Source organism: Streptomyces sp. NPDC005722 (genome assembly GCF_040630935.1).
Lineage (GTDB): Bacteria > Actinomycetota > Actinomycetes > Streptomycetales > Streptomycetaceae > Actinacidiphila.
In genome coordinates this window covers 59642-82257 of the sequence record NZ_JBEXYN010000025.1, presented here as the reverse complement: position 1 = coordinate 82257, position 22616 = coordinate 59642, and the positions used below count along the sequence as shown (strand labels likewise).

Here is a 22616-nt window from a genome sequence, read left to right as displayed (position 1 = left end):
ACACCGACGCAGGAACGGAACGGAGACGACATGGACACCGAGGGCGTGCGCACGATCGGCATCCTGGGCGCGGGCAAGGTCGGGACCGTGCTGGCCCGGCTGGCCCTGGCCGCGGGCCACCGCGTGCTGGTCGCGGGCTCGGGCGACCCCGCGGCCATCGCGCTCACGGTGGAGGTCCTCACCCCTGGCGCGGTCGCGGTGACCGCCGCCGAGGCCGCGGAACGGGCGGACATCGCGGTCCTCGCCCTCCCCCTGGGCAAGTACCGCGGCATCCCGGCCGAGCCGCTGCGCGGCAAGCTCGTGATCGACGCGATGAACTACTGGTGGGAGGTCGACGGGATACGCGACGACCTCACCGACCCGCGCACGTCGTCGAGCGAGACCGTGCAGGCCTTCCTGCCGGGGTCGCGCGTGGTGAAGGCCTTCAACCACATGGGCTACCACGACCTGGAGGACGGCGCCCGGCCCGCCGGGACGCCCGGGCGCAAGGCGATCGCCATCGCCGGCGACGACCCCGGCGACCTCGCCGAGGTGGCCCGCCTCGTGGACGGGCTCGGCTTCGACCCCGTCGTCGCCGGCCCCCTCGCCGAGGGCGTCCGCCTGGAACCGGGCACCGAGCCCTTCGGCGCCAACGTCGACGGCACCGAACTGCGGGCCATGCTCGACCGCTTCCCGCAGACCGATCGTGGACGGACCGTGGCCGAGGCGCGCGTGTAGCGGCCGGGGACCTGCGGGCCCGGGCAGGAGGTCGTGTTCCCCTGCCCGGGCCCGCCGTTGTCGGACCCGCGTGACAGGATCCGGGCCGTGGACCACGACACCGTCTTCGCCGGCCTGGACCGGATCGCCTGGCCGGAGCTGCACCACGCCTTCGGTCCCGCCGAAGACGTCCCCGGCCTGCTGCGGGCGTTGACGTCCACGGACCAGGAGACCGCGGACGAGGCCGCGGAGGAGCTGTGGGACAGCCTCGTGCACCAAGGCACGGTGTACCGGGCGACGGTGCCGGCCGTGCCCTTCCTGGTGCGTCTCGCCGTGGCGGGTGTGCGGCGCGCGGAGTTGCTGTGCATGGTGGGCGCGGTGGCCGAGAGCGCGGACGAGTACGACCCGGACCGGCCCGGCGCCGCGCATGCCGCCGTCGTCGAGCAACTGCCTCTGCTGCTCCCCCTGTTGTCGGACGACGACACCGAGAGCCGGCGATGGGCGGCGTGGGTGGTCGCCCGGTGCGGGCCGGAGGCCGGAGCGGAGGCCCTGGCGGCGCTGCGCCGGCGATGGGAGACCGAGACCGGGCCGGCCGAGCGTGCCGCGGTGCTGACCGCCTGCGTCGCGGTCGGCGCCGGCGCGGCCGACGACCTCTGCGCGGCCGCGTCGCGGACGAACGAGCCCCCTCAGGTCCGTGTGGCGGCGCTGCTGGCCGTCGTGGACACCGGGCGGCCGTGGAACGACGGACTGGCCGCCGTCGTGGCCGAACTGTCACCGCTGAGGCGCCATGCGGCGGGCGGACCGTGGGAACCCCAGCCGCTGCGGACCCTGGTCATCGGACTGCACGAGCGGGGCGACGCCCGCGCCGCGACCGACGTCGCCGTCGCGGCGCTGGACGCGGTGGTGGCGGCCGTACGCGCCGGTGCGGACCCCAAGGCGGCCGCCGGGGAGGCGACCGCGGCGGCCGATGCCCTCGCGCTGGTTTCCAGGAGCGCCCCGGCGCGGCTGCTGCCCGCGATGCTCCCGCTGCTCGACCACCCGGACACCGCGGGGGTCGTCATCACCGCGATACGCGACTGGGCCCAGCCCGTTCCGCAGGCGGTGCCGACGCTGGTGCGCCTGGCCGAGGGCGGCGGTGAGCACGCCGACCGGGCTCTGGAGGTCCTGGTCCGGCTGGGTACGCCCGAGGCGCCCGACCTCCTCGCACGCCACTTCGGGGACCGGCCGCGCGCCCTCGAAGCGGCGTTCCGCCGCACCCTGCGGAAGCCTCCGGCCCCGCTGCCGTGCACCCCGGCGCTGCTCGACGCCGTCCGGGCGCGGCTCGCCGCCCGCACGGCCGGCAGCGGGACGTCCGGGGCGCGCCGGCCCGCCGTCGCGGGTGGCCTCGACACCATCAACGAGCCCGTGTACCACACGGGTCTCCTGGCGGGCTGGGGGCCGTCCGCGCGCGCGGCGCTTCCCGAACTGGTCGGAGCCCTCCCCCACCACACGTTCACGGCCGGCCGGGCGCTCGCCGCCGTCGCCGACGCCGGACGTGACCCGGAGGTGGTCGCCGCGCTGCGTGCCTGCGCCGGGACCGGATCCCGTTCGGACCGCCAGGCGGCCGCGGCCGCGCTCCACTCGCTGACGGGCGACGCCACCGCTCTCCTCGCCGTCGTGGAAGCCGCGCTCGACGACCCGGACGGCCGGCGCGACTCCTGCATCGCCGCCGTCCCGCCGCTCGGCGAGCAGGCGCGTCCGCTGCTTCCCCGTCTCCGGGCGCTGCTGGCCGAACCGGCGGGGACGCGGTCCGCCCTCCACGCCGTCGAGGCCGCGCTGACGGCGGCCGCCGTGCTCTGGGAGCTGACGGGTGATCAGGATGCCGTCCTGCCGGTGGTCCTGGAGGGCCTGGGCTGGGCCGGGCAACCCTGGGGCGAGCGGGTCGCCGGGCGGGCCGCCGAGGTCGCCGCCCTCGTCGGGCCCGCCGCGCGGCCGGTCGTACCGCGCTTGCTGCCGATGCTCGACGCCCCGGGCACGGCTCCGGCCGCCGTGCGTGCCCTGGTGGCGCTGCACCCCGGCAGTGACCGCCCGGCCGGTGTGCCGCTCGCCGAACTCGTCGACCGCGTCCTCGCCTCGGCGGCCCCCGGTGCGCACGCCGGCACCGCGATGACCGTGCTGGAGGTGTGCACCGTCCTCGGCCCCACCGCCTTCACCCCTGCCCAGGTCGACCGGGTGAGGCGACTCGCCGACGGGGAGCGGCGCATCGTGGGAGCGGGCGTCCAGGTCGACATGATCCGTGACGACGAGGAGTTCCGCGCCGCCGCCCGCACCCTTCTGGCGGTTCTGACGGCCTGACGCCGGGGTTCACAGGAACATCGACATCGGCAGGAGCAGCAGGAGGGCGACGACCGAGGCGACGGAGACGCCGAGCGTGCAGTTCTTGAGCGTGCCGCGGGTGGTCTGGCCCATCAGGGACTGGAGCAGCCAGAAGGTGTTGCTCGTGACGTGCACCGCGAACAGCGACCCCGCGCCGATGGCCAGCGCGACCAGCACCGGGTCGATGCCGAGGCCGTGGGCGACGGGGGCGAGGACGCCGGCCGTGGTGATGGCGGAGATGGTCACCGAGCCGACGGCGAGGTGGAGCGCGGCGGCGACGGCCCAGACCAGCAGCAGCGGTGCGATGTGGCCGCCGGTGGTGAAGGACCCGCGCAGGATGCCGCCGAGGCCGGACGCGGTCACGACGGCGGCGAGCGAGCCGCCCACCGCGGTCAGGACGAGGATCTGGCCGCTGTCCTTGAAGCCGCGGACGAGGGCGCGTTCCACGCGTTCGCGGCCGACGGTGAACCGTGCGACGAGCAGCGTTCCGGCGAGCCCGGTGAGCAGCGCCACCACCGGGCTGGAGACGAAGGTCAGCACCGGGCTGCGGGTGTGGGTGGCCTGGGCGACCGCGCCGCCGCCGATCAGCAGCAGGGCGGTCACGAGCGGGGCGAACCGTACGAGCAGGCTCGGCTCCCTCCCTGCGCCGGCCGGGGGCGGGCCGGCCACGGGCGCCGTCCGCGGCCCCGGGGCGGGACGGTGCCTCAGGAGGCGGCCGGTCCCGGGGCGCGCTCGTGCCGAGGCGGGGGCGGCGCCGGCCACGGCGACGACCGGGACGGGGCGGACCCGCGCCGCTTCAGCCGGACACGCCGTCCCCGGCTCCGGCTCGGACTCCTTCGCCGGCCGCGCGGTCTCCGTCCCCGTCCCCGTCTCCGTCCCCGTGCCGGTCACCGGCTCGGCCTGCGCGCCGACGGCGGCGTCCTCGTCGGTGGCACTGTTCCAGAGCCCCCGCCGGAACAGGAAGGACATGATCGTCACCGACACGAGGACGGTGGGGACGATCAGCACCAGCCCCCACAACAGCATCGTGCCCAGGGGTACGTGCAGCAGCGCCGCCAGGGCCAGCGCGCCGACACCGGGCACCATGAGGACGATGCCGCTCTCGAGGCCGATCGCCAGGGCGGCTCCCATGCGGGCGGAACCGAGCGGACCGAGCCTGCGGGAGGCGGTGCGGGCCAGCGGCGCGCAGATGACCAGGAGCACGTCCAGGTAGATGGCCTGCAGCAGGGTGCCGATGGTGAGCGCCATGGAGTGCGGGAGGCGTCGTGGGCCGAAGACGCGCAGCAGGCGGTCGACGAGCTGCTCGACGGCGCCCATCTCCTGGAGGACCGCGCCCATCAGGACGCCGAAGGCGATCAGCAGACCGACCTCCGCCATGATGTCGCCGAAGCCGGTGGTGATGGTCCTGATCGTCCGGGTCACCCCGAGACCGGTCGCGAGGCCGAGGTAGAGCGAACCCACCACCAGGGAGATCACCGGGTTCACACGGAAGCGGACGATCAGCGCGACGATGCCGACGATCGCCACGGCGGTGTTGGCCAGTACGGGGACTTCGGACATCCGCGCTCCCTTGCACACACGGCGCCGGGAGGCGAGTACGGGCAGGCGCCCCATCGCGGTGCGGAAGCGGGCTCGTCCAGGACCGGCTCTGAGTGAGACGGCGACTCATCATGAGGGTACTCCGCCCCTCCGGCACCTGCACACGCATGCGCCGCTCGCACTCACCAGGCGGATAAAAGAGCACGTCTCACCCATCGAGAGGAACATATGGGACTTATTGACGCAGCCCTGCTTGCCCCACATCATGGAATGAGACATCACGATATGGGTCAGCGAGGTGATGGCAGATGCCCGAACCCTTCGCGCCGGACAGCGGAGCGCCGTCCGGTCCTCTCACCGGGTTGCGAGTCCTGGAGCTGGGCAATTTCATCGCCGCTCCGTCCGCCGGCCGCCTCATGGCGGACTTCGGCGCCGACGTCGTCAAGGTCGAACGGCCGCGCGTAGGGGACGAACTGCGCCGCTGGCGGCTGCACGGGGGCGACACCTCCCTGCTCTTCCGCGCGATGAACCGCAACAAGCGCTCCCTCACGCTGGACCTGCGGCGCCCGGAGGGCCGGGACCTGGCCCTGGCCCTGATCCGGCGCACCGACGTGGTGCTGGAGAACTTCCGGCCGGGCACCCTGGAGCGCTGGGGCCTCGGCCCGGAACGCATGCGCGAGGTCAACCCGTCGGTGGTCCTCGTGCGGATCTCCGGCTACGGGCAGACCGGGCCCTACCGCGACCGGCCGGGCTTCGGCGGCGTGGCGGAGGCCGTCGGCGGACTGCGCCACCTCACCGGCGACCCCGACCGTCCCCCCACCCGGGTGGGCATCAGCCTCGCCGACTCGGTGGCCGGCCTGTACGCCGTGGTCGGCGCCCTCGCCGCGCTCCACCGCCGCGCCGCGACCGGGCGCGGGGAGGTCGTCGACGTGGCCCTGTACGAGGCGGTGTACTCCCTGATGGAGTCCCTGACCCCCGACCACGACGCCTTCGGCGTCGAACGCGAACGCGCCGGCGGCGCCCTGCCCGGCGCCGCGCCGTCCAACACCTACGCGTGCCGGGACGGGGTGTCCGTGGTGATCAGCGGTAACGGCGACGCCGTCTTCAAGCGCCTGGCGGCCGTCATCGGCCGTCCGGAACTGGCCGACGACCCGCGGCTGGCCGACAACGCGGGCCGGGTGCGGCACGCCGCCGAACTGGACGACGCGATAGCGGCGTGGACCGGCGGGCTGCCGTACGAGGAGGTCGTGAAGCTGCTGGAGGAGGGCGAGATCCCGGCCGGCCCGATCTACACCGCGGCCGAGATCGCCGAGGACCCGCACTTCGCGGCGCGCGGCATGCTCGAACGGCACCGCGTGGCCATCGCCCCGGGGTGGGACCAGGACGTGGCCTTCCCCGGCGTCGTCCCCAAACTGGCCGAGGCGCCCGGCGGCACGCGCTGGCTCGGCCCGGACCTGGGCGAGCACACCGACGCCGTCCTCGCGGAACTGGGCATCGGGGCGGACCGCCGCGCCGGCCTGCGGGCCCGGGGGGTGGTGTGACGTGACCGCCCTGCCCGACCAGGTGGTGATCACCGACGTCATGCTCCGCGACGGGCTGCAGAACGAGGCCGCCGTGCTGCCCCTCGCGGACAAGCTGCGGCTGGCCTACGGGCTGCTGGAAGCGGGGCTGACCTCGCTGGAGATCGGCTCCTTCGTCCACCCGGAGAAGGTCCCGCAACTGGCCGACACCGACCGGCTGGTGGCGCGGCTGCGGCCCGGGGAGTCCGTGCTGCTGCACACGCTGGTCTTCAACGAGCGCGGCGCACGCCGGGCGATCGCGGCCGGGGCACGCGACGTACGGCTCACCGTCTCCGCGAGCGACGGCCACAGCCGCGCCAACGCCGGGGTGCCGCGCGACGAGGCACTGGAGCGCCTGCGGCCCGCCGTGGACGTGCTGAAGGCACACCGGGTACGGCTGGAGGCCACCGTCGCAACCGCCTTCGTCTGCCCCTTCGACGGCGAGACGGACCCGGGCACCGTGGTGGAACTCGCCCGGCAGCTCGACGCGTTCGGCATCCGCGTGCTGCACCTCGCCGACACCATCGGCGCGGCCGGCCCCTGCCACGTCCGGCGGACCGTCACCGCCGTCCGCGACGCGCTGCCGGAACTCCCCCTCGGCCTGCACCTGCACAACACCTACGGAATGGCGTCCGCCGACGTCTGGGAGGCGCTGCGACTGGGCGTGCGGCGCTTCGACGCGGCACTCGGCGGGATCGGGGGGTGCCCGTTCGCGCCCGGCGCCGCGGGGAACCTGGGGACGGACGACCTGGTCAACCTCTGCCACCACGCCGGCGTCGCGACCGGCGTCGACGTCCGCCGCCTCACCGCGGTGCGCGAGGAGTTGCGGGTGCTGCTCGGGCACCGGCTGGACTCCGCCCTGTCCGCGGTGCCGGCCGCGCCGGTGCCGCTGCGCACCGCCCTCGCGCCGGCTGACGTACGGTGAGTCCTCGTACGGGACGCCCCCGGCCGGGGGCGGGAAGGACGCGGTGGTGCGCATGGGCGAGAAGGCGGGGACCGCGCCGCTGCTGGTGCTGCAGAAGATCCGCCAGATCCTGGAGTGCTTCACCATCGAGCGCCCGGAGCTGAACCTCCAGGAGATCACCCGGGCCACCGGGCTGCCCGCGAGCACCTGCCAGCGCCTGGTGCACAACCTGCTGCGGGAGGGCTTCCTCGACCGCGACGGGGACGTGTACCGCATCGGGCTGCACTTCGTGCAGTGGGCGGCGCCGGGCACCTTCGGCCTGGACATGGTCAGGCTCACCCGGCCCGCACTGCGGCGGCTGCGCGACCGGACCGGGGAGACCGCCTGCCTGTACGTGCGCGACGGCGCCCACCGCACGGTGGTGTCACTGGCGGAGGCCCACCACGTCGTGATGCGGATGTTCGCGGTCGGCATGGTGATGTCCCTGCACGCGGGCTCGGCCGGGAAGGTCTTCATGGCCTTCGACCCCATCGCCCGCCGCGACGCGGTGGGCCACGGCCTGACCCGGCACACCCCGCGGACCGTGGTGGACATCGACCTGCTGGACGACCAGTTGGAGGAGATCCGCCGCAACGGCTACTCCGCCTCCTTCGAGGAACGCGACATCGGCGCGGCCTCCGTCAGCGCCCCCGTGTTCGGCAGCACGGGCGAGCTGGTGGCCGCCATCGGCATCGGCGCGCCGACGCAGCGGCTCACCCCCGCCGAGGTCGGCCGGCTCGCCCCCCTCGTCGTCGAGGCCGCCGAAGACGCGTCCCGCTCCCTCGGCTACCGCCCGGGCACCCGCGCGGACAGCACCGCGCACTGACCGCCCGCCGGGGGACGGCTCCGGCGGCGGGCAGGGACGTCATGTGCCCGTGCCGATGTCGTCGTGGCGGGAGACGAAGCGCGCCCGCCCGTCCTCGACGTGGAAGAGGAACCATCCGCCGTCCTGGCCGGTCTCCAGGAACTGGGACTGGCTCTCGTAGCTGTAGCGGCGGGTGATGCCCTGCCAGGGGGCGCGCAGGAGTTCCGCGCGCAGGGACTCGCGGCCCTCGCCGCCGAGCGCGGCGAGGCCGTGCGCGGCGAAGCGGACGGCGTCGTAGGCCTCGGCGGCCCAGGGCCCGGGGGCGGTGCGGTGGCGGGCGGTGTACGCGGTGGCGAACGCCCGGGTCCGGGGGTCGGCGGCGGCGTCGGTGCGGGCGGTGCTGATCCACCAGCCCTCGGCCTCGCGGAGGAAGCCCGCGGACAGCACGTTCTCGTCGGCGGCCCGGACACCGCGGTGACCGGCGGTGCGCAGGGCCTTCGCGCAGGCGGCGGCGCGGGCCGGGGTGACGCCGGCGAAGAGGACGGCGTCGTCGGGGCGGGCCGCGATGGTGCGCGCGACGGCGCCGAAGTCGTCGTCGGCGGCGACCTCCAGCACGTCGACCTTCCCGTCCAGCTTGCCGTGGACGGTGACGATCTCGACGGTGGGCCGGCCCTCCTCCTCGTCGGCGAGGTCGTGGACGACGACCGTGCGCCGGGGCCGGACGACGCGGTTGAGGTAGCGGTCCACGGCTCCGGGCCCGGCGGTGCGGGTGGGGCGCAGCACGAGGGCCGTCGTCGCGTTGACGGCGTTCAGCCGCTCGGTGTCCGCTCGGGTCACCAGCAGGCAGACGCCGGCCTCGGTGCAGACCGGCACGGCGGCGGGCACGGCCCGGTTGTCGCCCGCCGCGATGACGGCGTGCACGTCGGGGTCGGCGGCCAGCCGGCGGGCGGCCGCCGCGGAGCCCTCCGCGGTGCCGCCGTCGTCGGCGGTGCGCAGCGCGAGGTCGAAGGCCCGGTCGGGACGGGCGTTGTGCTCGGCCACCGCGAGGCCCGCCCCGCGTTCCTGGGCCAGGACGGCCGCGGCCGAGCGGTCGCCGAGGAGGCCGATGACGCGGGTCGGCAGCGACTGCCCGGTGCCGCCCGTCCCGCGGGACCGTCCCCACTGCCACCACGCGGTGCCGCCGCCGACCGCGGCGACGCCGAGCGCGGCGGACGCGGCGAGCAGCCGCCGCCGGGAGACCGGGGGCCCGGTGGGCACGACGGGCACGGCGGACGGCAGGGGCGGGCCGGCGGCGGACAGCTCGGTCGGTTCGGGCACCGGCAGGTCCAGGACGCGGCCGGCACGGTCGGCGACCACCGCCGGCAGGCCGCCGGGCAGCCACGACCCGGGGTCGAACACGCCGAAGAGGCCGCGCAGTTCGGTCACCGTGGGTCGTTCGGCCGCGTTCTTGGCGAGGCAGGCCCGCAGGGGCGCGTCGAGTTCGTGGGGCAGGCCGGTCAGGTCGGGTTCCTCGTGCACGGTCCTGAACAGGACCGCGGCCGCTCCCCCGGTGCCGAACGGGGCCCTGCCGGTGGCGGTGTGGGCGAGCACGCAGCCCAGCGAGAAGACGTCGCTCGCGGTCCCGACGGCCGTGCCGCGGGCCTGCTCCGGGGACAGGTAGCCGGGCGAGCCGATGACGGTGCCGTCCGTGGTGAGCGCGGTCGCGCCGACGGCGCGGGCGATGCCGAAGTCGATCAGCCGCGGCCCGTCGGCGGCGAGCAGCACGTTGGCGGGCTTGACGTCGCGGTGGACGAGGCCCGCGCCGTGCACGTCCTCCAGGGCCGCGGCCAGCGCGGCGGCCAGGGTGCGGACCTGCGCCGGCGGCCAATGCTCGTGCAGGGCGAGGGCCTCGTTGAGGGGGAGCCCGGGGACGTAGGCGGTGGCCAGCCAGGGCGAACGCGCGTCCGCGTCGGCCGTCAGCACGGGCACGGTCCAGCGGCTCGACAGACGGGTCGCCAGCTCCGTCTCGCGGCGGAACCGGGCCAGGAAGCCCGCGTCCTCGGCGAATTCGGCGCGGATCACCTTCAGCGCGACCCAGGCGCCGTGCGGGGAGCGCGCCAGGTAGACGACGCCCATCCCGCCGGCCCCGAGCCGCGCCACGAGCCGGTGCCCGCCGATCCACGACGGGTCGGCGGGCAGCAACCGGTCCATGGCCCTACTGGTCCCCCTGCTTCGGCACGATCGGCCCGAGCTGCCGGAAGCGTCCGTCGTGCACCTGGTGCACGTACGTCTCGCCGCCCAGGGTCTCGTTCGTGATCGCGTACTGGTGGTAGGCGTTGAAGGTGTAGGTGCGCGCGACGCCGTGGTACGTCGCCTTGGCCAGCCGCTGGGCGAGCGCGGGCCGGGCGGGGCGCCCGCCTCCGGAGGGCAGCGTGCGGGCGAACTCCTGCAGCAGCATGCGCGTGCTGTCGTAGGCCTCGGTGGCGTACGGCTCGGGGGTGCCGCCGTACTCCTTGCGCCAGGCGGCGGTGAGGCGCCCGGCCTCCTCGGTCGTGAGCTGGGCCGGGTCGACGGCGGGCGTCACGGCGTACCAGCCCTCGCCCGCCGCGCCGGCCAGGCGCGGGAAGTCCGAGCCGTACAGCAGGTGGGACATCCAGCGCCGGCCCGTGAAGCCCGCCCGGGCCAGCTGCCGGGCCGCGGCGACGGTCGCCTCCAGGGGACCGAGGTACACGAAGGCGTCGAGGTCGCGGGAGAGCAGTTCGCGGACCGCGCCGACGGCGTCGCCGGTGCCCTCCGCGACGACACGGGGCACCACCTCGCCCCCGAGGGTGTCGCGCCACTGGGTCACCAGGACGCCGCCCTGGTCGTGCATGGCGGATCCACCGGAACGGTCGATGACGATCCCGGCGCGGCCCAGCCGGCCCGTCACGAGCGCGCTGAAGGCGATGGCGGTGCCCTCGGCCTGGTGGGGTGCGCCGGTCTGGAAGGTGACGTCCGGGGACCACACGAAGTAGTCGTTCTGCCCGGTGGTGCTGGAGACGTGCGTCAGCTTCGCGGCGGCGTAGACGCGCGCGGCGGCCCGCAGGGTCACCTCGCCGGTGGGGCCGAGGACGGCGAACACCTCGCGGTCGGCGGCGAATTCGTGGGCGACCGCGGTGGCCCGGTCGACGGTGCCTCCGTCGTCGAGGACGCGTACCCGGACGGAGAACGCGCGCTTCGGGTCCGCGTTGTGCTGGGCCGCGGCCAGCCGCGCGGCCCGCTCGCAGGCGCCGGCCAGAGCCGCGTCCGGCCCGCCGCGGGTGACCTGCACGCCGAGCACGTACGTGGGCCTGCCGGGCGTGCCGGGCTCGTCCTCCGCGTCGTCGCGTCCCGCGGCCCACAGGGCCGCCCCCGAACCGGCGCCCGCCAGCAGCAGGGCCCCTCCGGCGGCCAGCAGCCGGCGCCGGGACGTCGACGGCCGGTGCGGCGCCGGCGGGGTGTCACCGGGCTCGTCCACCACGGTGGGTTCGACGGCCGGCAGCGCGAGGCTCTCCGCGGCGCGCGCGGCGACCGTACGGGCCACCGGGTCCGGCAGCCAGGCCGGGGGCGACGCGGCCGCGCCCTCGGGGACGGCGTCCTCGGTGTCGTCCCCGGAGAGCCGCCGCCGCAGTTCCTCCGGGGCGGGCCGGTCCTGCGGGTCCTTGGCGAGGCATGTGTCGAGGACCTCGCGCAGCTCACCGGTGACGCCGTCGAGGTCGGGCTCGTCGTGGACGGTCCGGTAGAGCAGGGCGTCGGGGGTGCCGGTGCCGAACGGCGGGCGGCCGGTGGCCGCGTACGCGAGGACGCAGCCGAGGGCGAAGACGTCGCCGGCGGGGCCGGCCTGTTCGCCGCGGGCCTGTTCGGGCGAGAGGAAGCCGGGCGTGCCGATCACCAGGCCCGAGGCGGTGAGCGCGGTGTCGTCCGCGGCGCGGGCGATGCCGAAGTCGATCAGCCGGGGGCCGTTCACGGCCAGCAGGACGTTGCCGGGCTTGACGTCGCGGTGCACCAGCCCGGCCCCGTGCACGGCGCCCAGTGCCTCGGCCAGCAGGGCCCCGAGGACCCGCACGGCGGCCGGCGGCAGAGGACCGTGCTCGGCCACCGCCTCGCCGAGGGAGGGGCCGGGGACGAACGCGGTCGCCAGCCACGGCTCGTGCGCGGTGGCGTCCGCACCGAGCACGGGCACCACCCAGGGGCTCGCCACGCGCGCCGCGAGCTGCGCCTCCCGCGCGAACCGGGCCCGGAACCCGTCGTCCGTGGCGCTCTCGGCCCGGATCACCTTCACGGCGGCCAGCGCGCCCGCCTCGGAACGTCCCAGGTACACCACGCCCATGCCGCCGGCGCCGAGCCGCCGCAGCAGCCGGAACCCACCGACGGACGCCGGGTCGGTGGGACGCATCGGCTCACTCATCGCCCGCACCCGCCGTCCCGTCGCCGGACACCCCGGCCTCCTTGGCCTCGACGGCACCGAGCCGGTCGATGTCGGCGGTGATGTTGGTGACCCCCTCCAACGCGTCCTGCGTGACCTTCGTCGTCTCCGCCTCACTCGCGCCGGCGGCGTGCCGCACGGTCGCGGCCACCGTGACCGGGCCGAGCCGGTGCTTGAACCAGTCGAAGCGGCGCGGCTTCCCGTCGCCTTCCACCACGTACTCGCCGAACTCGGCGAGGTCGTCGTCGGACGTGGCGGTCCGCTGCTCGTCGTACGGGTCTCCCCGCGAGGTCATGCCCTGGACCCACTCGGTCGCGGTCAGCTGCTGCTTCGGACACCGCAGGGGTTCTTCCAGCGACACCGCCATGTCCCGGCGCGCGCCCACCACCGAGGTGTGCACGGTGACCGTCAGGGACACGTACACCGGGCCCTTGCCGTCGGTGTCCGGCCGGACGAAGGAGCGGGTGAGGCTGGCCAGGACGGAGCCGGCGAGCGGATCGCGGCGCCACACGCAGTCCTCGCCCAGCACGGTCCAGGTGGCCGGCCCGGTCTCGTACGGATCGCGCTTGCGGTACCCGGACCCGAAGTAGTCCGGCCGCACGGTCAGCCCCCGGACGAAGGCGGCCGCCTGGGCCCGGGTCTTGGGCGCCGCGCTCTCGGCCAGGGTGAACGGGTCGTTCACCGCCGACGCCGACGCCGACGGGGCCGGATCCGCGCTGCCGCGCCCGCTCGGGCTCGCGCCCGACGGCTTCGCCGCGCCCTCGCCCGGCGACCCCTCGCTGGTGCACCCCACCAGCAGCAGCGCCCCCGCCGCCGCGAGCAGGACCGGTCTGCGTGCGCTCACTCCCACCCACCCCATTCGTCGCACCGTCTCGTCGAACACCGCCCGCCGCTTGCCGCGTGCACATGCCATGGTGCGCCAACGGGCTTGTCCAGACCATGAGTTGAGTCGAACCGTAACCGGTCGGCCACTGCTCGGTGACACTTGGGAAAGCCCGGTGACCGCTGCGCCGCCGGCCGTCGCCGCGCCGCCGCGCCGCCCTACGGGAGCGTGGCGGCCGACTCCCGCAGCGGCCCGTCGGCCCAGCGGGCCGCCTCGGCCCGGCTCCGGATGCGTACGACCGTCAGTTCCGGCCGGTCGTGCAGCAGTCGCCGCACCCGCGCCGCCGACTCGCCGTGGGTGTTCCAGGCCCAGCGCACGATGTGCTCGCGGTCGGTGAACACCGTCCACAGCGGCGGCTCGATGTTGCCGTTCCACAGGGCCTGGCGGCGCAGACGGCGCAGCAGGGTGCGCCGTACGACCTGGCGCATGACGCGGTGCCGGGGCAGGTCCAGCCAGAGCAGCAGGTCGGCGCTGGCGGCGAGGTGGGCGCGGACCGAGCCGTACTGCCACTCCGTCACCCAGCCGGGCTCCGCGCTGAAGCGGTGGACGTCGGCCTCGAAGGAGGGACGCCTGGTCCAGCCGGGGCCGTGGAAGAGCGCGTCGATCTCGATGTGCGGCACCCGCAGCGCGGCGGAGACACGCGCGGCGAGCGTCGTCTTGCCCGCCCCGGAGGTGCCGGCGACCAGCACCCGCCGCGGTCGGTGGGGCAGCGGGTCGGCGGGTCCCAGAAGCGGCACGCGGCAACGGTAGCAACGCCGTCGGTGCCGACGGCGGCATACGTCCCCGACCACACGCCGGCCGGGCGACGACCCGCGGGCGTTCGGGCCCTCGGTCGGGCCGCCGCTGCACGGCCGGAGCAGTACGGCGGACTGTGGCCGCGACTGCCGGCCTTGCGGTCGGGCGTCGCCGTCGCAGTCGACGTGCGGCAGGACCTCGGTCCCGGCCGCCGGCGGCGGTGCCGCAGGTCCCGACGGAGTCGCGCGCCGGGTTCCGCATCGAGCAGCCGGGGCCGGCGCCGCGCCGAAGCCCCGGCTGAACGCGCGGCGACCAGGGTACTTCGCGATCGGGAAGCACGGATGAACCGCCTTTCCAGGACGCCAGGTCAAGGCACATCGCCGACCCGTCCGACATGTGGTGGACACCCTCCCTTCCCGGCGGCGACACCCGTCCGGACGCATGCCTGCTGCACGATCTTCGGACGTGACTACCAGCCCTGCCCTTCGGACCCTCGACCGCCGCCGGTTCCTCGCCCTCGCGGGCGGCACCTTCGGCGTCCTGGCCGCGGGCCAGTTGACCCAGGCGCTCTCCGCGCGCGCCGCGGAACTGGACCCCGCGCCCTTCTCACTCGGCGTCGCCTCCGGTGACCCGGACCACCACAGCGTCGTGCTGTGGACCCGCCTGGTGCCCGACCCGCTCGACGCGGAGACCGGCGGCATGCCCGCGACGCCCGTCGAGGTGCGGTGGGAGGTGGCGAAGGACGAGTCGTTCCGGAAGGTCGTCGCGAGCGGCGCGGTGACGGCGCTGCCGGAGTCCGCGCACACCGTGCACGTCGTCGTGGACGACCTGGCCCCCGACCGCTGGTACTGGTACCGCTTCCAGTACGGCGAGGTCCGCAGCCGCACCGGCCGCACCCGGACCATGCCGCCGCCCGGCGCGAAGGCCGACCGGATGCGGTTCGCGTTCGTGTCGTGCCAGTCGTGGACGGGCGGCGCCTACCCGGCCTACCGCGACCTGGCGGAACAGGACCTCGACTTCGTCCTGCACCTCGGCGACTACATCTACGAGACCACGGGCGGCAGCCTCACCGAGTTCCGCCGTCTGCACGCCCTGTACAAGACCTCACCCGAACTGCGGGCGGCGCACGCCCGGTTCCCCTTCTTCGTCACCTGGGACGACCACGAGGTCCAGAACAACTACGCGGCCGACGTGCCCGGCGGCTCAGGCGACGGCCGGCCCTTCCTGGAGCGCCGAGCCAACGGCTACCAGGCGTACTACGAGCACCTGCCGCTCCGCCCCGAGCAGCGTCCCACCGGCCCGGATGCCCTGATGTACCGTCAGGTGCGGTTCGGGAAGCTCGCCGAGTTCAGCGTGCTCGACACCCGCCAGTACCGCACCGACCAGGCGTACGGGGACGGACGCAAGGAGCCGGGACCCGAGGTCTGGAACCCGGAGCGTACGATGACCGGTCCGGAGCAGGAGAAGTGGCTGCTCGGCAATCTGGACCACTCCAAGGCGCGGTGGAACGTCATCGCCCAGCAGACCATCATGGCGGCCTTCGACTACGACCTCGGCCCGGGGAAGATCGTCAATCTCGACCAGTGGGACGGTTACGCGAGTGCCCGCGCCCGCATCCTCGACTTCCTCGCCGGTCACGACGTCGCCAACCCGGTGGTCCTGAGCGGCGACTGGCACACGCACTGGGTCAACGACCTCAAGACCGACTTCGACGACCCCCACTCCCCCGTCGTCGCAACCGAGTTCGTCGGCACGTCCATCTCCTCCGGCGCCGGCTGGGACGCCGACGTCCGTGCGGGTCTCGTCGCCAACCCGCACGTGAGGTTCTACAACGGCACCTACCGCGGCTACGTGATGTGCGACGTGACGCCCGACCGCTGGCGTGCCGACCTGCGCATCGTCCTCAAGGGCGACGACGCGGCCTCCCCCGCCTTCACCATCGCCGCCTTCGAGGTGCGCGACGGGCTCCCCGGGGCCCGGCGGATCGACGCCGGCGACGGCCTGGTGGGCCGCATCACCGACCAGGTGACCGGCAAGCCGCTCGCGAACGTCCAGGTGACGGTCACCGCGGCGGACGGCACCCGGTTCGCGTCCGTCACCACCGACACCACCGGCGAGTACCTGGCCTTCGCGCCGCCCGGACAGTACGGGGTCGCCGTCAACGGCGTCGGCTACGAACCGGCGGCCGCCATGGCCACCGTGCGCGCGGGGGTGCAGACCCGGGGCGACGTGGCCCTGACGCGCGCAGCCGTTCGGGCCGGCGCCGGTCGTCCGGTGCCCGGTCCGCAGTCGCAGGCGGCGGCCACGGACGTCACGCTGTCCAACGGCATGCTGTCGCTGGCCGTTTCGGCGGGCTCCCAGGACCCCCAGCTGCCCGCGGTCACCCTGGGCAAGCCGCTGGACCTGGCGGCCGTCGGCCACCTGGACCAGCTGGACTGGATGAACCTGCCGTACGCCTCGACGGCGCGGCCGCGCGGGAGCAACGCCTGGCAGCAACTGACCGTGCGGTCCACCGCCCTGGAGGTGCTCTCCGCGGGCGGCCCGGTCGCCTCCGCGCGGGCCACCGGCGCCACCACCCAGGTCCCCGACGTCGAGGTGGTCACGACCTTCACGATCGGCGAGGGCGAGCCCTGGGTCACCGCGGAGAGCGTCTTCACCAACCGCGGGACGCAGGCCCGCACCTTCTGGCTGGGCGACGTACTGGACCACGACGGCGCCGGCCAGCGCAGCGGGGTCGCCGGGCACGGCACCGTGACCGCGTCGGCCCCGGCCGACTTCGAGCCGGCGGCGCCGTGGGTTGGCATGACCGGATCCGACGGCCAGACGTACGGGCTGCTCTACGACGAGCCGGGCTTCACCGCGTACGCCTGCGGGATCTGGGTGATGACCCAGCGTCAGGTGACGATCGACCCCGGCGCGGCGTTCACGCTGCGCCGCCGGATCGCGGCCGTCGACAACGGCGGCGCGGCCGACCCGTTCGCGGTGCTCGCCGGGCTCTGACCCGGGCTCCGGGCCGACGCGGCGGCGGTCCCCCGTCACGGGGGGCGCCGCCGTGGCGCGCGGACGGTCAGCGGTTGGTGGACTCCAGCGCCCGCGCGGTGTAGCGCGCGCCGCTCACCTCCCGGGCCGGCACGGCGGCGCCAAGGGCGGCGAGCTCGTCCTGCGACAGCACGAGTCCGGCGGCCGCGGCGTTCTCCTCGAGGTACTTCCGGCGCTTCGTGCCGGGGATGGCGACGGCCCCCTGCGCGTCGACCCAGGCGAGCGCGACCTGCGCCGGCGTCGCGCCGCGCGCCCCGGCGATCTCCCGTACCCGCTCCACCAGGACGAGGTTGGCGGCGATGTTCTCCGCCGAGAAGCGGGGCAGTTCACGCCGCGCGTCGTCCGGCGCCAGGTCGTCGACGCTGCGGATCGCCCCGCTGAGGAAGCCGCGGCCCATGGGCGAGGAGGCGACCAGGCCGATGCCCAGTTCGTCCATCGTCGCCTTGCGGCCGTTGTCCAGCAGGTCCTGGGTGAACAGCGACATCTCCGACTGGACCGCGGTGAGGGGGTGCACGGCGTGGGCCCGGCGGATGGTCTCCGCGGAGACCTCGGACAGCCCGATGTAGCGGACCTTGCCGGCGGCGACCAGCTCCCCCATCGCGCCGACCGTGTCCTCGACGGGCGTGCCGGGATCGACCCGGTGCATGTAGTAGAGGTCGATCACGTCCGTGCCCAGGTGGCGCAGCGAACGCTCGACGGCACGGCGGATGTGCTCCGGCCGCCCGTCCAGGGGACCGGGCGTGCCGTCGTCGGCGAAGTCGAGGCCGAACTTCGTCGCCAGGACGATCTCGTCCCGGCGGCGCCCGAGGGCGCGGGCGATCAGCTTCTCGTTCTCGAACGGGCCGTAGGACTCGGCCGTGTCGATGAACGTGACGCCCAGGTCCACCGCGCGGTTGAGCGTGCTCACGGATTCCCGCTCGTCGCCCACCCCGTAGTCCACGCTCATCCCCATCGCGCCGAGGCCCTGCACCGGCACGCGCAGTCCCTGACTGCCGAGGTCCACCGTCCGCATCGAGAATCCTTCTCCCTTTTGTCCAGGTCCGTCACCTCACGCCCACCGCACACGGCAGCACGTGGGCCCGTACCACCAGGACCGGACAGCCGCGGTTTCCGTGACGCCGCCCGCGGACGGGCCCCGGGCGCAGTCGCGTATGCCCCGGACCGGGCAGCCGGGCCCGCTCGGCGCGCGGGCCCGGCACCGGGAGGCTCCGGCTACGCCTTGCGGATGGCGTCCACCAGGCCCGCGACGAGCGCCGCCCGTTCGGCCATGGCGTCGACGAGGACGTACTCGTGGTCGGCGTGCGCCCCGCCCCCGACGGCCCCGAGGCCGTCGAGGGTCGGCACGCCCAGCGCGGCGGTGAAGTTGCCGTCGCTGCCGCCGCCCACCGACCTGCCCTCGATGCCGGGGAGCAACCGCCGCGCCAGGGCGAAGAGTCCGGCGGACGCCGACTCCGGCATCGGGGGCCGCCGTACGCCGCCGCTCACCGAGACCGCCGCGCCCGCGACGTGCGGGGCCAGGGCCGCGAAGCCGGCCTCGACGCGGTCCCTCTCCTCGGCCGTCGCGACCCGTACGTCGGCGACGACGGTCGCCCGGGCGGGCACCACGTTGTCGGCCGTGCCCGCCGACGCCACCGTCGGGGTGACGGTCGTACCGGCCTCCGGCCGGCCGAGCGCCGCGACGGCGAGCACCTGGTGCGCCGCCTCGACCAGGGCGTTGACCCCTGCCTCGGGCTCCAGCCCGGCGTGCGAGGCGCGGCCCGTGACGGTGACCTCGAACGAGCCGCAGCCCTTTCGGCCGGTCTTGAGGGCCCCGCCGTCGGCGGCTCCCTCGAGGACGAGCACGGCGCCGCACGCGAGGGCCCGCTCCTCGATGAGCGCCCGTGAGTACGGGGAGCCGACCTCCTCGTCGGAGGTCACCAGGATCTCCACGCCCGACCGGTCGTCCAGCCGCGCCAGGCCGTGGACGGCCTGCACCAGCCCGCCCAGCATGTCGAAGACGCCGGGGCCGGTGGCGCGGCCGCCGGCGACGGTGAACGGGCGCCGTGCGAGGGTGCCGAGCGGGAACACCGTGTCGTGGTGCCCCAGGAGCAGCACCCGGGGCTGCCCGCCGCCGGACCAGCGCACGTGCGGTCCGCCGGGACTCTCCACACACACCGCCTCGCCGCCGAGGCGCCGCTCGACGATCCCGGCGACGGCCTTGGCCGACGCCGTCAGGGCGTCGACGTCGCGCGACGGCGACTCGACCTCGACGAGTGTCCTGAGGTCCTCAAGCATCGCGTCGGTACTCACCGGGCCGGTCCTGCGTGTCGTCATGCCGTCAGGGTAGTGAGCGGACCGGCCGGTGCGCCCGCGTCAGCGGCCGGCCCCGCCGGACCCTGCGGCCCCGCCCGCCTCGCGTGCGACGCGTTCGAGCCGGCTGCGGTGCTCCTGCCACCAGGCCCGGTCGCCCGGCGGGACGGCGTCGTTGCCCTGGAGGAAGCCGACGCTGCCGTCGAGGAGCTCGCGGAGGATGTCGGCGTGGCCGGCGTGCCGCTGGGTGTCCGCGATCACCCGCACCACGACGTGGTTCAGGGTCACCTCCCGCCGCTCCCGCGGCCACCAGGGGACGTGGCCGACCGCGTCGAGCGGCAGGGCGTCGATCGTCGCGTCCGCATGCTCCCAGGCGCGGCGGTAGAGCCCGGAGACCTCCTCGCGCGACTCCTCCGCCGTGGCCCACATGTCCGCGTTGGCCTCGGCGTCCTCCCGGTACCAGGAGGGCCGTTCGTCCCCGAAGAACGGCCGCCCGAAGGTGTCGCCGAGGTAGCCCAGCTCGATGCCGGCGGCGTGCTTGACCAGTCCCAGGAGGTTGGTCCCCGTCGGGGTCAGGGGGCGGCGCACGTCGTACTCCGGGAGCCCCTCCATCTTCCACAGCAGGGTGTCGCGCGCGTCCTGCAGGTACCGCAGGAGATCCGACTTGGGATTCGGTCCGTTCATGCCGGGCAGTGTCCCACCCGCCACCGACAACGGGCCCGTGGTCGCGGCGGGGCTCAGAGCTCGGGCAGCCGTACGGTCAGCCCGTACAGGCGGGTGGTCTGCAGGGCGCTCTGGTTGTCGTCGGTGACCATGAGGACCTTCAGACGGCCGTCCGGGGTGGCCCCGGTGATCGTCATACCCTCGATGTTGCCGAGCAGGGGGTTGGCCTGCGGCTGCTTGTTCGTGGCTCCGAGCGACGGGCAGTCGGCCATGTCGACCAGCAGGGTCTTGCCCATCAGGCGGACGTCCTCCTGGCCGGACAGGTTCTCGACGGCGGTGACGTCGTCCGCCCCGCGCGGGTCGGCGAGGTAGAGCCGGACGATGTTGCCGACGCTCTTGTCGTAGCCCCGCTCCAGGACGAGGAGCCTGCCGTCGCCGGCCGCGCAGATGTCCGACAGCGCCAGGCCCCCGTCGCGCTCGTAGCCCCACTGCACGCCCGTGCGGAACCCGTCGCCGGCCGTTGCGCGTTCCCACGTCTGGAAACGCACGTAGGCCCTCCCGTCACCCCTCAGCGCGCCCTCCATCGAGGCCACCAGGGTGAGGCTGCCGGGCTGCATCGCGAGGCCCTCGAAGGTCTCGTTGAGCACGGCCCGGCCCGCGGGCCCGACGAGGAGGCCGTCCGGCACCGGCAGCCGTTCGAGGAACTTCCCCTCCGGGGTGAAGCGGCGAACGGCCGGTTCCTCGGACGCGATGAGCAGCGTGCCGTCCTCGTCGAAGACCAGGGCCTCGAAGTCCGTCTCCTTCCCGTCCTCGTCGTACAACGCCACGACGTCGACGGGCCGGTGGGTGACGGCGTCCAGGTGGAAGAGCAAGGAGCGGTCCGCGAGGGCGGCCACGCGTCCCTCGGGGCCGACCGCCAGGGCCGACATGTTGCCGACGAACCGGCCCTCGAAGCGGGTCTTGTCCAGGGCGTCGGAGAACCAGTCGACAACGGCCCACGCCGAGCAGGCGTTCACCTCGGAAGCCTCAGCGGACACAATCACGGCACATCCCTTCGCATGAGTCGAACGCGCCACGCCGAACGGACGGCAGCACCGGGCGAAGCGGCCGGGCTCCGCGCACGAGCCCGCGCCGAAGAGGCCTTCCCAGCGGGCGAGTCGGCGCGTCGTCCGGCCCCCTGACGCCCCGGCACGCGCGCGCCGCGCGGGACGTCCGCGTGGTGAGGCTCGAGCGGTTCCCCACCCAACCCCCTTGCTCACGGGACGACATGGACGCGACCGTAGTGATCACGGCGTCGGAACCCTACTGGAGGCCCCGGCCGCCACGTCCGCCGGAGTGCCCTTGGAGCACCGGGCCACGCCGCCGGGCCCCGGAACCGGGGGCCGGGGGGCGCTCCGCGACGACGGCCGCGGCGGAACACGTGGCGTCCCGGAGCGGACCTGGCATCGTATGTCGCGTCCGCGGAAGACGATCAAGGATCGCCTACGATCCAGCCATGCGCGCTCTGGCGGGACATCGGGCGATGTGGGCGGATCTGCGGCGGCGGGACCCCGTGCTGCTGGCCCCCGCCGTCCTGACCGCCGTCATCGGGGTCCTGGCGGTCCTCACCCCTCAGGACGTCCCCTTCACCCGCTTGCTCCCGGCGGCGCCCGCGCTCGCCGCCTCGCTCTGGTCCGTACGGGCGACCCTCAGCCTGGGGCTGGTCTGCCTGCTGCCGGTCATCGGCTACGCCCTGGCCTTCTCCGACATGTCAGCCCTCTACACCGCGGGCGCGATCGGCGCCGTCAGCCTGGCCGCGGCCTACGCCAGCCATCTGCGCCTGCAGCGCGAGCACACCCTGGCCCAGGTCCGCGCCGTGGCCGACGCGACGCAGGAGGTCCTCCTCCGCCCGGTGCCCGAGCGGATCAGGAACCTGGAGATCGCCACCTTCTACCTCGCGGCGGCGCCCCACGCCCGCATCGGCGGCGACTTCTACGCCGCGGCCGACACCTCCCACGGCCTGCGCCTCATCCTCGGGGACGTCCGCGGCAAGGGCCTGCCCGCCGTCGGCGTCTCGGCCGCGCTCCTCGGCTCGTTCCACGAAGCGGCCTACGACGCGCCCGACCTGACGCACCTCGCACGCCGCCTGGAGAACTCCATCGCCCGGTACACCGCGGCGGTGCCCGCCGAGGACGACTCCGAACGCTTCGCCACCGCCGTCATCGTGGAGATCCCGCCCGCCGCCGACCACGTCTCCGTGCTCAGTTGCGGCCATCCGCCGGCACTGCTGCAGCACGATGGCCGCACCCGGGCGATCGAACCGGCCGCCCCCTCACCGCCGGTCAGCCTGGCGGATCTCCTGGGCGCCGAGTACCACGTCGACCGTGTCCCCTTCGCCGTCGGCGACCTGCTGCTCCTCTACACCGACGGGGTCAGCGAGACCCGCGACCCGGGCGGCGACTTCTTCCCGCTCACCGACTGGACGACCCGCCAACCCGCCGGTACCTCGCCGGCCGGGCTCCTGCGGCTGCTCCACCAGGCCCTCCTCCGGCACGGCAACGGCAGCCTCAACGACGACATCGCGTGCGTCGCCATCCGCAGGACCGCCGCGGAACACCGGGCCCCGACGGGATGACGCGCCCGCGCGGATCTCAGCCCGCGCGGACCACGCGGTACGCGCAGCGCAGCGCCACCGCTCGCCGCGTCAC

The 22616-nt window shown here is 75.0% G+C and carries 16 protein-coding genes; 7 read left to right on the top strand and 9 right to left on the bottom strand.

The window, feature by feature from the left end; genetic code table 11:
- Positions 1-30 precede the first annotated feature (30 nt).
- Entirely contained in the window at positions 31-717 is a 687-nt protein-coding gene (locus tag ABZ479_RS26270; protein WP_500463839.1) for an NADPH-dependent F420 reductase, read from the top strand.
- An 87-nt stretch (positions 718-804) separates the two neighbouring features.
- A complete protein-coding gene (locus ABZ479_RS26265) occupies positions 805-3030 on the top strand; it encodes a hypothetical protein (RefSeq protein ID WP_500463838.1) in 2226 nt (741 codons plus the stop codon).
- 9 nt (positions 3031-3039) lie between these two features.
- Here the strand turns inward: ABZ479_RS26265 and ABZ479_RS26260 are convergent, their stop codons facing one another.
- Positions 3040-4611: a GntP family permease gene (locus ABZ479_RS26260; protein WP_500463837.1), complete on the bottom strand. Its 1572-nt coding sequence runs from the start codon at positions 4609-4611 to the stop codon at positions 3040-3042.
- Positions 4612-4898: 287 nt separating this feature from the next.
- On the opposite strand from ABZ479_RS26260, the gene ABZ479_RS26255 reads away from it, so the two are divergent.
- The 3 genes from ABZ479_RS26255 to ABZ479_RS26245 are packed head-to-tail and all read left to right on the top strand — an operon-like array spanning position 4899 to position 7918.
- Complete coding sequence (locus ABZ479_RS26255; RefSeq protein ID WP_500463836.1) at positions 4899-6131, top strand: CaiB/BaiF CoA transferase family protein; 1233 nt, start codon at positions 4899-4901, stop codon at positions 6129-6131.
- Position 6132: 1 nt separating this feature from the next.
- Positions 6133-7074, top strand: a complete 942-nt coding sequence (locus ABZ479_RS26250) for a hydroxymethylglutaryl-CoA lyase (protein ID WP_500463835.1) — start codon at positions 6133-6135, stop codon at positions 7072-7074.
- A gap of 52 nt (positions 7075-7126) precedes the next feature.
- Entirely contained in the window at positions 7127-7918 is a 792-nt protein-coding gene (locus tag ABZ479_RS26245; RefSeq protein WP_500463834.1) for an IclR family transcriptional regulator, read from the top strand.
- Positions 7919-7957: 39 nt separating this feature from the next.
- Here the strand turns inward: ABZ479_RS26245 and ABZ479_RS26240 are convergent, their stop codons facing one another.
- The 4 genes from ABZ479_RS26240 to ABZ479_RS26225 form a co-directional block, all read right to left on the bottom strand.
- Positions 7958-10087, bottom strand: coding sequence for a bifunctional serine/threonine-protein kinase/ABC transporter substrate-binding protein (locus ABZ479_RS26240; RefSeq protein WP_500463833.1), 2130 nt, complete (start codon positions 10085-10087; stop codon positions 7958-7960).
- Between the two features lie 4 nt (positions 10088-10091).
- Positions 10092-12302, bottom strand: a complete 2211-nt coding sequence (locus ABZ479_RS26235; RefSeq protein ID WP_500463832.1) for a bifunctional serine/threonine-protein kinase/ABC transporter substrate-binding protein — start codon at positions 12300-12302, stop codon at positions 10092-10094.
- Positions 12295-13164, bottom strand: coding sequence for a hypothetical protein (locus ABZ479_RS26230; RefSeq protein ID WP_500463831.1), 870 nt, complete (start codon positions 13162-13164; stop codon positions 12295-12297). The genes ABZ479_RS26235 and ABZ479_RS26230 overlap by 8 nt, the downstream gene beginning before the upstream one ends.
- A 197-nt stretch (positions 13165-13361) precedes the next feature.
- Positions 13362-13940: a P-loop NTPase family protein gene (locus ABZ479_RS26225; RefSeq protein ID WP_500463830.1), complete on the bottom strand. Its 579-nt coding sequence runs from the start codon at positions 13938-13940 to the stop codon at positions 13362-13364.
- Between the two features lie 463 nt (positions 13941-14403).
- Between ABZ479_RS26225 and ABZ479_RS26220 the strand changes: the two genes are divergently transcribed.
- Positions 14404-16938 carry an alkaline phosphatase D family protein gene (locus ABZ479_RS26220; RefSeq protein WP_500463829.1) on the top strand — a complete coding sequence of 845 codons (2535 nt, stop codon included), beginning with the start codon at positions 14404-14406 and terminating at the stop codon, positions 16936-16938.
- 67 nt (positions 16939-17005) lie between these two features.
- On the opposite strand, the gene ABZ479_RS26215 is transcribed toward ABZ479_RS26220, so the two are convergent.
- The 4 genes from ABZ479_RS26215 to ABZ479_RS26200 form a co-directional block, all read right to left on the bottom strand.
- Entirely contained in the window at positions 17006-17989 is a 984-nt protein-coding gene (locus ABZ479_RS26215) for an aldo/keto reductase (protein WP_500463828.1), read from the bottom strand.
- Positions 17990-18189: 200 nt separating this feature from the next.
- Positions 18190-19290 carry a M20 family metallopeptidase gene (locus ABZ479_RS26210; RefSeq protein WP_500463827.1) on the bottom strand — a complete coding sequence of 367 codons (1101 nt, stop codon included), beginning with the start codon at positions 19288-19290 and terminating at the stop codon, positions 18190-18192.
- 39 nt (positions 19291-19329) lie between these two features.
- Positions 19330-19950, bottom strand: coding sequence for a DinB family protein (locus ABZ479_RS26205; RefSeq protein ID WP_500463826.1), 621 nt, complete (start codon positions 19948-19950; stop codon positions 19330-19332).
- A gap of 53 nt (positions 19951-20003) precedes the next feature.
- Positions 20004-20972 carry an esterase-like activity of phytase family protein gene (locus ABZ479_RS26200; RefSeq protein WP_500463825.1) on the bottom strand — a complete coding sequence of 323 codons (969 nt, stop codon included), beginning with the start codon at positions 20970-20972 and terminating at the stop codon, positions 20004-20006.
- A 452-nt stretch (positions 20973-21424) separates the two neighbouring features.
- Between ABZ479_RS26200 and ABZ479_RS26195 the strand changes: the two genes are divergently transcribed.
- Positions 21425-22543 carry a PP2C family protein-serine/threonine phosphatase gene (locus tag ABZ479_RS26195; RefSeq protein ID WP_500463824.1) on the top strand — a complete coding sequence of 373 codons (1119 nt, stop codon included), beginning with the start codon at positions 21425-21427 and terminating at the stop codon, positions 22541-22543.
- Positions 22544-22616: the final 73 nt, after the last annotated feature.

What these genes read in the sequence shown, in the direction of transcription:
- ABZ479_RS26270 (WP_500463839.1), top strand. Translation starts at nt 31, where the DNA reads ATGGACACCGAGGGCGTGCGCACGATCGGCATCCTGGGCGCGGGCAAG.
- ABZ479_RS26260 (WP_500463837.1), bottom strand. Translation starts at nt 4,611, where the DNA reads ATGTCCGAAGTCCCCGTACTGGCCAACACCGCCGTGGCGATCGTCGGC.
- ABZ479_RS26255 (WP_500463836.1), top strand. Translation starts at nt 4,899, where the DNA reads ATGCCCGAACCCTTCGCGCCGGACAGCGGAGCGCCGTCCGGTCCTCTC.
- ABZ479_RS26245 (WP_500463834.1), top strand. Translation starts at nt 7,127, where the DNA reads ATGGGCGAGAAGGCGGGGACCGCGCCGCTGCTGGTGCTGCAGAAGATC.
- ABZ479_RS26240 (WP_500463833.1), bottom strand. Translation starts at nt 10,087, where the DNA reads ATGGACCGGTTGCTGCCCGCCGACCCGTCGTGGATCGGCGGGCACCGG.
- ABZ479_RS26235 (WP_500463832.1), bottom strand. Translation starts at nt 12,302, where the DNA reads ATGAGTGAGCCGATGCGTCCCACCGACCCGGCGTCCGTCGGTGGGTTC.
- ABZ479_RS26215 (WP_500463828.1), bottom strand. Translation starts at nt 17,989, where the DNA reads ATGCGGACGGTGGACCTCGGCAGTCAGGGACTGCGCGTGCCGGTGCAG.
- ABZ479_RS26210 (WP_500463827.1), bottom strand. Translation starts at nt 19,290, where the DNA reads ATGACGACACGCAGGACCGGCCCGGTGAGTACCGACGCGATGCTTGAG.
- ABZ479_RS26205 (WP_500463826.1), bottom strand. Translation starts at nt 19,950, where the DNA reads ATGAACGGACCGAATCCCAAGTCGGATCTCCTGCGGTACCTGCAGGAC.
- ABZ479_RS26195 (WP_500463824.1), top strand. Translation starts at nt 21,425, where the DNA reads ATGCGCGCTCTGGCGGGACATCGGGCGATGTGGGCGGATCTGCGGCGG.